This window comes from Yimella lutea, from assembly GCF_006715095.1.
GTDB lineage: Bacteria > Actinomycetota > Actinomycetes > Actinomycetales > Dermatophilaceae > Yimella > Yimella lutea.
The window spans coordinates 3,518,534-3,533,116 of the sequence record NZ_VFMO01000001.1 but is presented as its reverse complement, the minus strand read 5'-3'; the positions used below and the strand labels follow the sequence as shown (position 1 = coordinate 3,533,116).

Sequence of the window (14,583 nt, the reverse complement as noted above, 5' to 3'; positions counted from 1 at the left end):
CTCCAGGTGCTCGACGACGGACGACTGACCGACGGTCAAGGACGCACGATCGACTTCCGCAACGTGATCCTGGTGCTCACCAGCAACCTCGGATCGCAGTTCCTCATCGACCCGGCGCTGTCGCCGGAGCAGAAGAAGGAGTCGGTCATGACCGCGGTCCGAGCCGCGTTCAAGCCGGAGTTCCTCAACCGTCTCGACGAAACGGTGATCTTCGAACCGCTGTCGAAGGACGAACTCGCCGAGATCGTCAACCTGCAGGTCGCTTCCTTCGGGGAGCGTCTGAAGGACCGCCGCATCACGCTCGAGGTCACCGAGACGGCCCGCCAGTGGTTGGCCGACGAGGGCTACGACCCGGCCTACGGTGCCCGTCCGCTGCGCCGTCTGGTGCAGAAGGAGATCGGCGACCGTCTGGCGAAGGCACTGCTGTCCGGCGAGGTGCGCGATGGCGACACGGTCACCGTCGACAAGGACGCAGACAAGCCGGAGCTCACGCTCAGCTGAGGACGGGAAACGCCCCGGGATCCGAAAGGACCTCGGGGCGTTTCTTGCTGTGCACAGAACGGGCCGCAGCCGTCAGCCGAGGTACTGCTCGATCGCGCCGACGACGACCTCGGGTTCTTCCAACGGCACCATGTGCCCGCGGTCGTCCAGGACCTTGAGCTGCGCGTGTGGCATCTCCTCGTGGATACGACGAGCCAGCACCTTCGGCGTCAGCTTGTCGCGTCCGCCGACGATCACCGTCGTCGGCGTGTGTTCCAGCCTGGCCAGCGCAGCCACCTCGTCGTGCTTCATCAAGGCGCCGTAGAACGCTCCGTAGGTGATCAGGCTGACCCCGCCGGTGAGCGCCGTGGTGAGCGCGACGTCCTCGTCGCGGGCATCGGCACCGAACAGGTACTCGCGCTGTCGCTTGTCCCGGATCAGCCGTCCCGGCCGTCCGCGGAACGGCAGCCTCGACAAGGCTCGCATGATCTTCTGCTCGCCGGGCAGGCCGGTGCCGCGCAGCCCGCCGGCTGCCGTGGAACAGAACACGACGCCGCGGACGCGGTCGATCTCCTCGGGTGTCGCGGTGCCGGAGTAGGCCATGACGGTCATGCCGCCCATCGAGTGGCCGGCGAGGACCAGCGGCGATGCGTCGGGCACCAAGGCGGCGATCACCTCGCGCAGGTCCTGCCCCAGACGGCCGACCGATTCACCGGACGAGCGGTGCCGGCCGCCGGCGAGAGTGGACTCGCCGTGTCCGCGTTGATCCCACAACACGACGCGCACGCCGTCGTCGAGGGCATCGACCACCCGGTGCCAGGAGCGGTGGGTGAGCGTCCAGCCATGGGCGAGGACGACGGTCGGTGCGTCGGGTGCAGTTGCCTCGGAAGGGCGGCGGACGTACGCCGCGAGCAGGGCTCCGTCCGAGGCGAGGACGGTGTGGCGGTCGAGGGAGGTCATGCCTGCCAGCCAACACGAATACGGGGGAATCGCCCGGCTGCGGCACGCACCCCGCGTCGTTCGTGTCGGAACGAACAGCGGCCTGCTCCCGTCGCTGTTGAAGGGCCGCTCGGTTCAAACGGACCCGTTCATCCGAAGTTCTCGAACACAGGGGAGACGATCATGACCAACCACGACAATCGGCCACACAGCGAGCAGAAGCGTGCCCGCCCCAGCCGGCGGACTCTGTTGGCCGGTGCGGGGGCCACCGCGGTTGCCGCAGTCACCGGCGTTGCCGCCGCGTCCTCGGCCAGCGCGGACGGATTCCACTACCCTAAGGTGCGTCCTGGGCTGGTGCACTACGACGATGTGCTGCTGCTCAAGAGCTGGTTGCAGGCCAATAAGTACAAGCCGACCATCGGCAGCAGGTTCAAGGTCGCGTACTACGACCCGCAGACGCAGCAATTGGTCAAGCACTTCCAGGCGCGGTGCCGACTGAAGACCGACATGATCGTCGGACCCAAGACCTGGTGCGCGTTGATTGTCCGAACCGCGGGCCGGCAGAAGCTGCGCCGGGGGATGAGCACGAACGACGTCCAACTCCTGCAACTGGCGCTCAATGCCCGCTTCGACTCCGGTCTGAAGGCCGACGTGAAGTTCGGGGCGGCCACCGAACGTGAGGTGCGGCGCTATCAACGGATGGTCGGCCTGAAGGTCGACGGCGTCGTCGGTACGCGCACCTGGGAACGCCTCGCCGACGGACGCTGATTCATCGAACACCGTCGTGTCCGACGCGCGGTCGGCTGCGGGAACTTCCGGGGTTACCCGCGCGTCGGACAAGTCGGCCCGGACGGGCATCTCGATGGATAGGTTGGTTCCCATGCGCGTACGCACTTCGAAGTCCTCCGCACTCAGTACGGCCGGCGCCGTTGTTCTGGCGGCGTCCTTGCTCGTGACCGGGTGCAGCAGCACCAAGGACAAGAAGGAGGGGCCCACCGGCTCGTCCGGCAAGGAACTGACCGCCACCGACCGACTCACCGAGGCGAAGAAGGTGCTCGACGGCACCCCCGGGTACCACTTCAAGCTGCAGGGCACGGATGTGCCGAAGGACAGCAGCGGGGTGCTCTCCGGCGAGGGTGACGTCATCGCCAAGCCCGCCTTCAAGGGCACCCTCAACGTGCAGGCCGGGTCGCTCGCCGCGTCGGTGCCGGTGACCTCGGTCGACGGCAAGACGTGGGCGAAGATGCCGTTCTCCGCCAAGACCACCACGATCAACCCCAACACCTACGGTGCTCCCGACCCGAACGTGCTGTTCAGCAAGGACAAGGGTGTCTCGACGCTCCTGCCACAGACCAAGGGCGCCAAGCTCGGCGGCAAACTGCGCGACGGCAAGGACATCGTCCAGGAAATCACCGGCTCGCTGCCGGGCAGCGCGATCAAGGCGGTGCTCTACATGGGCGACGGCACCGGCACGTTCTCGGTGAAGTACGGACTCACCGACGACAATCAGGTGCGCTCGGCGCAGGTGATCGGACCCTTCTTCAAGGGCAGCGACAAGACACGCTACGACCTGACCTTCACCAACTACGGGCAGACGGTTGACATCACAGCGCCCTAAGGCGCTGCTGGCCACGGCGTCCGTCGCCGTCGCCCTCGCCGCCGCCGACACCTACGTCGTCGTCCTCGCCCTGCCCGACATGATGCAGGGCGTCGGGCTGGGCATCGACGCACTTCAGAAGGCAACCCCGATCATCAGCGGGTTCCTGCTCGGATACATCGCGGTGTTGCCCCTGATCGGACGCTTGGCCGATCTCGTCGATCGCCAGCGGATCCTGATGTGGTGCCTCGCGTTGTTCACCGTCGGCTCGGCAATCACCGCAGTCGCGGTCGATCTGCCGGTACTGGTGGCCGGACGCGTCCTTCAGGGCATCGGCGGCGGGGGCCTGGTGCCCGCGACGCTCGCGATCGTCGCTTCGCTCTGGCCCGTCGGCCAACGGGGGACGGCGTTCGGTGTGGTCGGCGCCGTGCAGGAGGTCGGCAGTGTGCTCGGCCCGTTGTTCGGCGCCTTGATCCTGCACCTGTGGGACTGGCGAGCGATCTTCTGGGTCAACGGAATCGGCGGCATCGTGCTGGCGATCCTCATCCGCCTCACCGGTGGCCGCAGTTCGCGCAGCGAACTCGCCTCGACGACCATTCCGCGGTGGTGGCACGCCCTCACGGCCGTCGCCGCACTGGCCTGCGTGGCGCTGCTCGGTCTCGCGCTCGTCGCACCCGAATCACTGACCACCTCGATCGAGTACGGCGACCCGTTCGTGCCCTACGAAGGACACGACGCACGGTTGATGACACCGGTCGGGCTCTGGGGTCTGGGCGCACTGTCCGCGCTGTTGGTGCTGTCGGCGCGGTACTGGTGGCCGATCCTGCGCCGTGCCGACCTGTTCGGGGCGTTGCTCATCGCGACCGTGCTGGGCTGCCTGGTGCTCACGTTCTCCTCCGCCAACCCCGAGACCGAGGTCGTCGGACCGATGGGTCTGTGGTTGTTGCCACTCGGCCTCGTCGCGATGGCCGTCTACCTGTGGTGGCACCGGCGGGCGAAGGAACCACTCATCGCCCGTGGCGCTGTGGTCGGACGCGTCCTGCCGGCCCTCGCGGTCTCCCTCCTGGTGGGCACCGCGATCGTCGCGATCGTCGTCGACGTGCCGATCCTGGCCCGGCTCACGGTGACCGATGACCAGACCGAGGCCGCGGTGATCCTCGTCCGGTTCCTGATCGCGGTACCCGTCGGTGCGCTCGTGGGCGGTTGGTTGCTGCGCAAGGTCGGCCCGGGCATCGTCTCCGCCGTGGGTCTGGCGCTTGCCGCGGTCGGGCTGTTCGCGATGTCACGGTGGAGCGGAAATGTCCTCGACACCGCTCAGGCGACCGTGGTGCTGATCGCCGTCGGGCTCGGCGTCGGCCTCGCGATCGCCCCGGTCAACGACGCGGCGCTCGCCGACGCGCGCGAGTCCGACCACGGCGTGACCTCGGCGCTGATCGTCGTCTCGCGGATGGTCGGCATGGTCGTGGGACTCGCATTGCTGACCGCCATCGGGCTGCACCAGTACTACCAGGAGATCTCGGCGATCTCGGCGCCGACTGAGGCCGACTACCGCGCGGCCGGGGTGCGACAGGTCAACACCGTCTTCCTCGGGGCGGCGATCGCTGCCACTGTGGCGGCGCTGCTGTCATGGTTCCTCGGTCGAAAGCCGTTGCAACGCATCGACGGTGAGCGGGCAACCACCGCGCTCTGATCGCTGCGCTCAGCGGCTGGTGAACTCGTAGTCGACCCATTCGGGGTTGCGGACCCGACGCTCGAACTCAGCGACCGTACCCGGCCAGAGGGTGCGGTTGCGGCCGCCCTTGTCGAGGTACCAGCTGCTGCATCCGCCCCGCTGCCACACGGTGTCGGCGCTGCGCTCATCGATCTGCGCCATGTGAGCCGGCACGACCTCCGGACGCACGCTCACCAGCTTCGCACCGCGGCGGTCACGCTCGGCGAGCAACTTCACGACCAGTTCGACCTGGGCCTCCATCATCAGCAGCACCGAGGTGTGGCCGAGTTCCGCGTTCGGCCCGAGCAGCATGAACATGTTCGGGAAGTCGGGCACGGTCACGCCGTAGTAACTGTCGATGCCCTCCTCCCAGCGCTGGGTCAGCGAGGCGTGCTTCGCGCCGAAGACATTGACCGACTTCCAGGCGGCGCTCGGATCGAACCCGGTCGCCAACACCAGCAGGTCGAGCGGGTGCTCGACACCGTCGGCGGTCACCAGACCGTTCGGTCCCGCATCGATGATCGGCTCGGTCGCCAGCTTCACGTTGCGGCGTGAGAGTGCCGTCAAGTAGTTGTCCGACAATGGAATTCGCTTGCAACCCAGCGTGTAGGCAGGCGTCAACTGCGCGCGCAGCTCTTCGTCGTCGACGGACGATCGCAGATGGTGCATGGCGCGCAGGCGCACCGCCTTCATCAGCGCGGGCTGCTTGACGAACCCCAGCGCGCGAGTCTCGTTGGCGGCCCTGATCTTGGCTCGTCGCGCCTTCATCAGCGCCGGACGGCGCTCGTACCGCTCCGAGGTCGCTTCGGAGATCTCGTGGTCGTTCTTGGGCATCACCCAGGTCGGTGTGCGCTGGAAGACGGTGAGCGCCGCGGCGTCCGCGGCCAGTTCCGGAATCACCTGGACGGCGCTCGCGCCGGTGCCGATGACGCCGACCCGCTTGCCGGTGGCGGTGGTGCCGGGCACCCAGGTGGCGGTGTGCATCAGTTCGCCCTGGAACGCGTCGAGGCCGGGGATGGCGGGGGCGGTCGGCACGTGCAACGAGCCGACGGCGAGCACCAGGTCGCGGCAGGTGACGGTCTCCAGTCCTCCGTCGGGTGTGGAGTAGGCGACCTCCCAGCGCGAGGTCTGCTCCTCGAACCACGCCTGCTGCACGGCCGCGCCGAACTGCACATGCCGGCGGACGTCGTACTGCTCGACGACGTACAGCAGGTAGTCCTGGATCTCGTCGCCCGGCGCGTAGGCGCGCGACCAGTCCGGGTTGAGTTCGAAGGAGTAGGAGTACAGGTGGCTCTCGACGTCGCAGGCCACGCCCGGGTAGCGGTTGTCGCGCCAGGTGCCACCGATCTCGTCGGCCTTCTCCAGCACCAGCACGTCGCGTCCGGCGGCCTTCGCCGCGATCGTCATCGCGATACCGGAGAACCCTGCCCCGATCACGACCATGTCGTGCTGGACGGCGGGCTGCAGGTCGGGCTGAATGGTCATGCCGAGCCGATTCCCCAGACCACTATGAGCACGATGTAGCCGACGATCAACAGCGTGCCGAGCCCGCCGATCACGATGCCGGCGATCGCCATCCCCTTGGATCCGCTGTCGTTCTGACGCTTGGCCTCCGGCAGCGCCATGAAGCCCAGGACCAGACCGATGGGGAAGCCGAACCCGCACAGACAGCCGGCCAGCGACGTGACCAGCGCCGCGATCGCCATGCCGTTGGTCTGCGGTTGCTGGGGAAAGCCGCCCGGAGGCGCGTAGCCGTATTGGTTGTCGTACTGATTGCCGTAGGGATGCGGGTACTGCGGTGCGCCGTACTGCGCAGGCTGCGCGTACTGCTGGGGTGCGCCGTAGGGGTTCTGCGGTGACTGATCGTTCACGGACGGGTCGTAGCCGTTGCCGCCGTAGGGGTTGTACTGCTCGTTCCCGGCGCCGTACGACGGCCGGCCGTAACCCTGGGCATGACCCTGCCCGTAACTCCGATCAGGCGGGGGCGAGCCGTAGGGCACTTCGCGCGTACCGGATGAGTCGTCGATCGGTTGCGTATGCGGCTTGTTCAGCGCACTCGGGTCGAGTCGCGGGGTCGCCCGGGTCGGCTCCTCGGAGTACGGGTGCTCGGGGTCGTAATTGCTCATGCTCTGCTTTCCCGGTGTTGAACGGCCGGGACGACCCTAACCGCCGCGGCTTCAGTCGAGCGTGACCACCACGGGCGCGTGGTCGGATGCGCCCTTGCCCTTGCGCTCCTCGCGATCGATCATCGCGTCGGTGACCCGGGAGGCGAGGGCAGGGGACGCCAGCGCGAAGTCGATGCGCATGCCCTGCTTTTTCGGGAAACGCAACTGCGTGTAGTCCCAGTAGGTGTAAACGCCCGGGCCGGGGGTGAAGGGTCGGACGACGTCGCTGAAGCCGGCGTCGACGATGGCCTGGAAGGCCGCACGTTCGGGTGCGGTGACATGCGTCCTGCCCTCGAAGAAGGCGACATCCCAGACGTCGTCATCGGTCGGCGCGATGTTCCAGTCGCCGGCGAGAAGGATCTGTGCGTCCGCGTCGTCGGCCAGCCAGCCCGTGGCGTCGTCGCGCAGCCGGGACAGCCAGTCGAGCTTGTAGTGGTAGTGCGGGTGGTCGATCTCGCGTCCGTTGGGGATGTACAGCGACCACACCCGGACGCCACCGCAGGTAGCGCCGATCGCGCGGGCTTCGGGTGCGATGGGTTCGCCGAAGCCGGGCATGCTCGGGAAGCCGACCGCGACGTCCTCGATGCCGACGCGCGAGATGATCGCGACGCCGTTCCACTGGTTGAGGCCGTGATGCGCGAGCTCGTAACCCTTGGCTGCGAGGTCGAGCATCGGGAACTGGTCGTCACGGCACTTGGTCTCTTGCAGGAGCAGGACGTCGAGATCGTGACGCTCGAGCACCCCCATCACTCGGTCGATGCGGGAGCGGACGGAGTTGACGTTCCAGGTCGCAATACGCACGGCCCGAGCCTAATCGCCGCCACCGACGGCCCGGGTCGGGCCGGTTCATGGGTGGGTTCATGGGTGGCGCGACCTAGGATCGGCGCCATGCCTACCGCACTCGTCACCGGCGCCAGCGCCGGCATCGGCAAGACCTTCGCCCACCAGCTCGCCGCGCGCGGCCACGACCTCGTCGTCGTCGCCCGTGACAAGAGCCGGCTGGAGGCGCTGCGCGCCGAGCTCGAAGCGCAGCACGGCATCCGGGTCGACGTGCTGCCCGCCGACCTCGCCGACCGCACCCAACTCGGCACCGTTGCCGACCGGGTCGGCGACCGGCAGCGTCCGGTCGACCTGCTGGTCAACAACGCCGGGTTCGGCCTGCGCAAGTCGTTCATCCGCAACACGGTCGAGGAAGAGGAGCAGATGCTCGACGTGCTGGTGCGCGCCGTGCTCGTGCTCTCGCACGCCGCCGCCCTGGCGATGAAGGAGCGCGGGGCCGGCAACATCGTCAACGTCTCCTCGGTGGCGGGCTTCATGTCGTCGGGCACCTACTCGGCGGCCAAGTCGTGGGTCACGGTCTTCTCCGAGTCGCTCGCCGTCGAACTCGCCGACACCGGCGTCAAGGTCACCGCGCTCGCCCCCGGCTTCACCCGCACCGAGTTCCACGACCGCGCCGGCATCAAGGCCCGCCAGGCCGCCCCCGACTTCATGTGGCTCGACGCCGACAAGCTGGTCTCCGACGGCCTGGCCGACGTCGACAGGGGCAAGATCCTCAGCATTCCGGGCGTTCAGTACAAGATCGCCGCCGGACTCCTGCGCGTCGTGCCCCGCTCGATCGTGCGCAAACCGAAGCTGGTGCGCCGTCACCGTCCGAACAAGGACTGAGCGCTCCCGCTCTAGGCTGTGAGCCGTGACTGACGCCGCTGCCGACAACTTCGCCACCACCTCCAACACCCCGGTCGACCTCGCCGCCGACCGCGCCCGCCTGCTCGAGCTCATCAAGGAGCAGGCCGTCGTGCACGGTCGGGTGACGCTCTCCTCCGGCAAGGGGGCCGACTACTACGTCGACCTGCGCCGCATCTCGCTGTCGGGCGAGGCCGCCCCGTTGGTCGGACGTGTGATGCGCGAGTTGACCAAGCAACTCGACTTCGACGCCGTCGGCGGACTCACCCTCGGCGCCGACCCGGTGGCCACCTCGATGCTGCACGCCGCCGCGGCCGCCGGCGACCGGCTCGACGCGTTCGTGGTGCGCAAGCAGGGCAAGGCCCACGGGTTGCAGCAGCGCATCGAAGGACCGTCGATCAAGGGCCGCCGGGTGCTCGTGGTCGAGGACACCACCACCACCGGCGCGTCGCCGACCGACGCGGTGCAGGCCGCCCGCGACGAGGGCGCGGAAGTCGTCGCCGTGGCCACCATCGTCGATCGCGCCACCGGTGCGCAGCAGGTCATCGAGGACGGTCTGGGCGTGCCCTACCTGTCCGCGTTCAGCCTGCAAGACGTCGGACTGGCCTGACCGGCGCCGCACCTCGCGGTCGACCCACGTGACGTGGGTCACTCCACGCCTCCTTCGGGGGTGGATCTGCGCAGGTCAGGACGCTTCACCACGCGTGGCCGCGGCGGTGAGGTCGGTGTGACCTGCGTGTTACGCAAGCAGTCGGCCGACGAAACACGGCGTCCATAGCGTTCCTCGCACTCGCTCACCGTCCGGGTGGGCACCTGCGTGCGAGGCGTTCATGGTCACCACAACCACCGAGCCGACCGATCTGGCGCTCGCCCCTCCCGTCGACACCGTCGACACCGCCGACGGGCTCGCCCGTCGGCCGGGACGTTGGCTCGACGGCTGGGACCCCGAAGACCCCGCCCAGTGGGTGGCGCACGGCCGCTCGATCGCACGGCGCAACCTCGGGTTGTCGGTGCTGGCGGAGTTTCTCGGGTTCGGGGTGTTCGCGCTCTGGGGCATCGTCGTGCCGCAACTGGCGGCCTTCGGCTACGTCGGCACGAACGCGTTGACCGACAGCCAGCAGTTCTGGCTGCTGTCGATGCCGGTGCTCGTCGGATCGGCACTGCGCATCCCTTACAGTTTCGCGGTGCCGCGGTTCGGCGGTCGCAACTGGACGATCATGTCGGCGCTGCTGCTGCTCGCGCCCACCCTCGGGTTGGTGGTCGCGCTGGAGAATCTGGCGCCCTTCCCCGTGCTGCTGCTCGTCGCTGCACTGGCCGGGTTCGGCGGCGGCAACTTCGCCTCGTCGATGACCAACATCTCCTTCTTCTTCCCGGCCGCCCGCAAGGGAGCAGCGTTGGGGCTCAACGCGGCCGGCGGCAATCTCGGCACGGCGGCGGTGCAGTTCGTCGTGCCGTTCGTGGTGGTCTGGGGAGCCGCGACGGCGACCGCCCCAAACCTCCCAGCGGCCGGTTGGATCTTCGTGCCGGCCGCGCTGTTGGCGGCATTGCTCGCCTGGCGCTTCATGGACAACCTGACGATGGCGGCGAACGACGGGCGCTCGATGCGACGGGCCACCCGGCTGCCGCACACCTGGCTGCTGTCGCTGCTCTACATCGGCACCTTCGGTTCGTTCATCGGGTTCGCAGGAGTCTTCCCGAAACTGCTGCACGACGCGTTTCCGGCCGAAGGTCTCAAGCTCGCCTTCCTCGGCGCCCTCGTGGGTTCGTTGAGCCGTCCGCTGGGCGGTATCGCCGCCGACCGGGTCGGCGGCTGGGTGGTCACCGTGGTCTCCTTCCTGGCGATGGCGGTCGGCGCCGGCGGTGCGGTGATCGCGTTGCGCACCAACGACTTCGGGCTCTTCATGGTCAGCTTCTGCTGGCTGTTCGTGTTCACCGGCGTGGGCAACGGATCGATCTACCGGATGATCCCCGCCGTCTTCGACGTGACGGCCACCGACCGCTCGCCGGCCGGTCGGGCCACGGCGGTGCGGACGGCGGGCGGCGCGATCGGGATCGTCGGCGCGATCGGTGCCTTCGGCGGGTTTCTGGTGCCGCAGGGCTTCGCGCTCTCCAAGTCGCACACCATCGACGCCGCCCACCCGGCCGGCACGATCGTGCCCGCGCTGCTGGTGATCCTCGGGGTCTACCTGCTGATGGCGGCGATCACTTGGGCGGCGTACGGCCGCAAGGGTTCTGCCCTCGGCAGCCACCGGATCTGAGGCGTGGCGATGACGCTCACCGACCTCGACTCGCCGCAGCGGCGGACGGGCACGACGGGCACGACCGGCACTGATACCGGCACTGATACGCACTGCCCCTACTGCGCGCTGCAGTGCGCGATGCGGCTCGAACCGGCTGACGACGGCAGGCTCGCGGTGCAGCCCCGTGACTTCCCGACCAACCAGGGCGGTCTGTGCCAGAAGGGTTGGACCGCAGCCGAACTGCTGGCGGTGCGCGACCGGATCACGACGCCGATGGTGCGGGACGCGGGCGGTGAACTACGCGCGGCGACCTGGCAGGAGGCGTACGAACGGATCGTCACCGCCGTCCGTGCGGCGCAACGGGCCGACGGCCCCGACGCGGTCGCGGTCTTCGGCGGCGGTGGCCTGACCAACGAAAAGGCTTACAGCCTGGGCAAGTTCGCGCGGGTCGCCCTCGGCACCGCCCTCATCGACTACAACGGCCGGTTCTGCATGTCGTCGGCCGCCGCGGCGGGCAACCGGGCGTTCGGGCTCGACCGCGGTCTGCCCTTCCCGCTCGCCGACCTCGGCGGCGCCGACGCGGTGCTGCTGGTCGGCAGCAACCCGGCCGAGACGATGCCGCCGATGACCCGGCACCTGGCCGGCGCCCGGCAGCGCGGCGGTCTGATTGTCATCGATCCGCGGCACAGTGCGACGGCGGCGCTCACCGACGACGGGGCCGGCCTGCATCTGCGGCCGCTGCCCGGCACCGACGTGGTGCTGCTGCTCGGCCTGCTGCACGCGGTGATCGCGGCGAGCGGCACCGACGACGACTACCTCGCGGCCCGCGTGGAGGGTTGGGGCGCGGTGGCAGCCGCGGCTACGTGCTGGTGGCCCGAGCTCACCCAGCAGGCGACCGGTGTGCCCGCCGATCAGATCCGGCGGGCCGCCGAACTGCTCCTGGCCGCCGCACCCCATCGCGGGGGAGCGGGGGCCTACGTCATCACCGGACGCGGCGCCGAACAGCACGCGCACGGCACCGACACCGTCACCGCAGCGATCAACCTGGCGCTCGCGCTCGGGCTGCCCGGTCGCGTCGGCAGCGGCTACGGCTGCCTCACCGGTCAGGGCAACGGGCAGGGCGGACGCGAACACGGCCAGAAGTGCGACCAACTGCCCGGTTACCGCAGCATCACCGACGCGCAGGCACGGGCGCATGTGGCAAAGGTGTGGGGTGTCGATCCCGACGCCATCCCCGGGCCGGGCCGCCCCGCGGTCGAACTGCTCGACTCGCTCGGTCGTCCCGGCGGCCCACGGGTGCTCTTCGTGCACGGCGCCAACCCCGCCGTCTCGGCACCCGACGCAGGCACCGTCCGCGAACGGCTCGCCAGTCTCGACCTGCTCGTTGTCGCCGACTTCGTGCCCTCGGCGACGGCCCGGCTCGCCGACGTCGTGCTGCCCGTGCCGCAGTGGGCCGAGGAGGACGGCACGATGACCTCCCTCGAAGGACGCATCCTGCAACGGGCCCGAGCAACAGACCCGCCCGACGGGGTGCGCGACGAACTCGTCATCTGGGCGCAACTCGCCGAACGTCTCGGTGCACCAGTGCAATTCGCGACCGACCCGATCGAGGTGTTCGCCGAGCTCGGGCGGGCCAGCGCCGGCGGCCGCGCCGACTACGCCGGAGCCGATCACGAGCGGGTGGCCCGCGAACCGGTGTACTGGCCGTGCCCCGACCGCGAACACAGCGGCACCCCACGGATGTTCCTCGACCGGTTTGCGACGCCGTCGGGTCGGGCGCTGGCGGTCGTGCCGTCGGTCGTCGGGGTCGACGACGATCTGCGCGAGGGCGCGCGCACCTACCTGCTCACCGGACGCGTGCTGCGCCAGTACCAGTCGGGCGCCCAGACCGCCCGCGTCGCGGCCCTCGGTCGGCCGGGCGAGCACCGGTTCGCCGAGGTGCACCCGCTCACCGCCCACCGCATCGGCGTCGAGGACGGCACACCCGTGCGCATCACCTCGGCGCGTGGCTCGTTCGTCGCTCCGACGCGGGTGACCACCGCGGTGCGGCCCGACTGTGTGTTCGTGCCGTTCCACGGCGACGGCGACAACCAGTTCTGCAACGACCTCACCAACCCGGCCACCGATCCGGTGAGCGGGATGCCGGAGTTCAAGGTGTGCGCGGTCGACGTGTCGCCTGCTGAGCACGGAGCAGGGACATGAGCGGCGACATGAGCGGCGACTCCAATGCACACCGCGTCGTCGTGGCCGGCCACGGCATGGTCGCGGCCCGCTTCGTCGAGGAACTGCAGACACTCGCCGCCCCGGGCGCCGTCGCGGTGACCGTGCTCGGGGCCGAACCGCACCTGCCCTACAACCGGCTCCTGCTCTCGGAGGTGATCGCCGGTCGGGCGAACATCAACGCGCTCACCCTGCCGGCCGCGTCCGAGCCGGTCGTCGTGCGCACCGACACCACGGTCGTCTCGATCGACCGCGCCGCGAAGGCGGTGACGGACGCCGACGGCGTGGTTCACGACTACGACACCCTGGTCTTGGCCACCGGCGCCGAACCACGGGTTCCGTTGCCCACCGACGATCTTCGCGGTGTGCGCACGCTGCGCACCATCGACGACTGCCGCGACCTGGCGGCGGCGGCGCGCCCCGGCCGCCGGATCACCGTGCTCGGCGGTGGGCTGCTCGGCATCGAACTCGCCTGCGGCCTCGCCCATCGCGGCGCCGACGTGACGGTAGTGCACCGGACGCCGGCCCTGATGGATCGCCAGTTGGACGCCGCTGCGGCACAGGTGCTCGCCGACTCGCTGCGCGCCCAGGGCATCGGGGTGCTGCTCGATGTCGAGGTGGTCGACGTGATCGGCCACGACGGCGCGGTCTGCGGGCTGCGCACCGCCGACGGCGCCGAGCTGCCGAGCGACCTCGTCGTGGCCAGTGCGGGAGTTGTTCCGCGCACCGAACTCGCCTGTGCGGCAGGGCTTCCGGTCGAGCACGGCATCGTCGTCGGTGTCGACCTGCGTAGCCCCGAAGACCCGGCCGTCGCCGCCATCGGCGACTGCGCCCAGGAGGAGGGCCGCTGGACCGGGATGTTGGCGCCCGGCTGGGAGCAGGCTCGACGCCTCGCCCACGACCTCGTCGGCCGGCCGGTTCGTGCCTCCGGGTCTGCCGATGCCGTCGTCACCCTCAAGGCGCGCGGACTCTCGGTGGTCACCATGGGCGCCGCCGGTGGTGCCGGACGCACGGTGACCCTCAGCGACCCGGGCGCCGGTCGGCACGTGAGTGTCGAGGTCGCGGCTGAACGGGTCGTCGCCGCGACCTGCATCGGCGCGCCCGACCTTGCGGCCGACCTCACCGCGGCGTTCGAGCGGCGCACACCCACGCCGAAGGACCCCACCCATCTGCTCTTCGCCGAGCTGCCGACCGGCACGGGCGCGGGCCAGGGTGCGGACCGCACCAACCTCGCGACCATGCCCGGCAACGCCACCGTCTGCCGGTGCAACGGCGTGACGAAGCGGGAGATCGTCGGCGCGCACGCAGCGGGTGACCGCGACGTCGAGGCGGTCGCCGCACGCACCCGGGCCACCACCGGATGCGGCGGATGCGCCTCGGCGGTGGAGGGGCTGCTCGCGTGGATGGAGGAGGTCGACCCGCCGTCCGACACCCGTCCGGCGAACGCGACGCCGTTGTCCACCCCGGCCGCGGCAGACGCGCACGCGACCCTCGGCGCTCACCCGTCGCCGGGCTCACCGTGAGCACGAATTTGCCTGCCCGAAACAT

Annotated in this window: 13 protein-coding genes; 9 read left to right on the top strand and 4 right to left on the bottom strand. The window is 69.6% G+C overall.

The annotated features are described in order from the left end of the window. Nucleotides 1-501: AAA family ATPase (locus tag FB459_RS17000; RefSeq protein ID WP_170221987.1), on the top strand; the 501-nt coding region annotated here is incomplete at its 5' end. 72 nt (nt 502-573) lie between these two features. Here the strand turns inward: FB459_RS17000 and FB459_RS16995 are convergent. Further along, nucleotides 574-1,440, bottom strand: coding sequence for an alpha/beta fold hydrolase (locus FB459_RS16995; protein WP_141929336.1), 867 nt, complete (start codon nt 1,438-1,440; stop codon nt 574-576). Between the two features lie 162 nt (nt 1,441-1,602). On the opposite strand from FB459_RS16995, the gene FB459_RS16990 reads away from it, so the two are divergent. From FB459_RS16990 to FB459_RS16980, 3 genes are all read left to right on the top strand, one after another. Then, nucleotides 1,603-2,187 (top strand): peptidoglycan-binding domain-containing protein, encoded by a 585-nt coding sequence (locus FB459_RS16990; RefSeq protein ID WP_170221986.1) that lies wholly within the window; start codon nt 1,603-1,605, stop codon nt 2,185-2,187. A 112-nt stretch (nt 2,188-2,299) separates the two neighbouring features. Further along, nucleotides 2,300-3,037, top strand: coding sequence for an LppX_LprAFG lipoprotein (locus FB459_RS16985; protein WP_168990143.1), 738 nt, complete (start codon nt 2,300-2,302; stop codon nt 3,035-3,037). Next, entirely contained in the window at nt 3,018-4,706 is a 1,689-nt protein-coding gene (locus FB459_RS16980) for an MFS transporter (RefSeq protein WP_141929334.1), read from the top strand. The genes FB459_RS16985 and FB459_RS16980 overlap by 20 nt, the downstream gene beginning before the upstream one ends. A gap of 9 nt (nt 4,707-4,715) precedes the next feature. Here FB459_RS16980 and FB459_RS16975 read toward each other — a convergent pair whose 3' ends face one another. From FB459_RS16975 to FB459_RS16965, 3 genes are read right to left on the bottom strand one after another with little or no spacing between them, the layout of a single operon-like run. After that, nucleotides 4,716-6,212, bottom strand: coding sequence for a flavin-containing monooxygenase (locus FB459_RS16975; RefSeq protein WP_205744672.1), 1,497 nt, complete (start codon nt 6,210-6,212; stop codon nt 4,716-4,718). Continuing rightward, nucleotides 6,209-6,853, bottom strand: a complete 645-nt coding sequence (locus tag FB459_RS16970) for a DUF4190 domain-containing protein (RefSeq protein ID WP_141929333.1) — start codon at nt 6,851-6,853, stop codon at nt 6,209-6,211. Before FB459_RS16970 ends, FB459_RS16975 begins: the two co-directional genes overlap by 4 nt. A 51-nt stretch (nt 6,854-6,904) precedes the next feature. Continuing rightward, nucleotides 6,905-7,693, bottom strand: coding sequence for an exodeoxyribonuclease III (locus tag FB459_RS16965; RefSeq protein WP_141929332.1), 789 nt, complete (start codon nt 7,691-7,693; stop codon nt 6,905-6,907). A gap of 87 nt (nt 7,694-7,780) precedes the next feature. Here FB459_RS16965 and FB459_RS16960 point away from each other — a divergent pair, with 87 nt between their 5' ends. From FB459_RS16960 to FB459_RS16940, 5 genes are all read left to right on the top strand, one after another. After that, nucleotides 7,781-8,557 carry an SDR family NAD(P)-dependent oxidoreductase gene (locus FB459_RS16960; RefSeq protein ID WP_141929331.1) on the top strand — a complete coding sequence of 259 codons (777 nt, stop codon included), beginning with the start codon at nt 7,781-7,783 and terminating at the stop codon, nt 8,555-8,557. A gap of 25 nt (nt 8,558-8,582) precedes the next feature. Beyond that, nucleotides 8,583-9,185 (top strand): orotate phosphoribosyltransferase, encoded by a 603-nt coding sequence (gene pyrE / locus FB459_RS16955; protein WP_141929330.1) that lies wholly within the window; start codon nt 8,583-8,585, stop codon nt 9,183-9,185. A 220-nt stretch (nt 9,186-9,405) separates the two neighbouring features. Further along, nucleotides 9,406-10,833, top strand: a complete 1,428-nt coding sequence (locus FB459_RS16950; RefSeq protein ID WP_141929329.1) for an MFS transporter — start codon at nt 9,406-9,408, stop codon at nt 10,831-10,833. Nucleotides 10,834-10,842: 9 nt separating this feature from the next. Next, on the top strand, nt 10,843-13,017 hold the full coding sequence (locus tag FB459_RS16945; RefSeq protein WP_141929328.1) for a molybdopterin oxidoreductase family protein: 2,175 nt from the start codon (nt 10,843-10,845) through the stop codon (nt 13,015-13,017). Beyond that, nucleotides 13,014-14,558 carry an FAD-dependent oxidoreductase gene (locus FB459_RS16940; protein ID WP_170221985.1) on the top strand — a complete coding sequence of 515 codons (1,545 nt, stop codon included), beginning with the start codon at nt 13,014-13,016 and terminating at the stop codon, nt 14,556-14,558. The genes FB459_RS16945 and FB459_RS16940 overlap by 4 nt, the downstream gene beginning before the upstream one ends. Nucleotides 14,559-14,583: the final 25 nt, after the last annotated feature.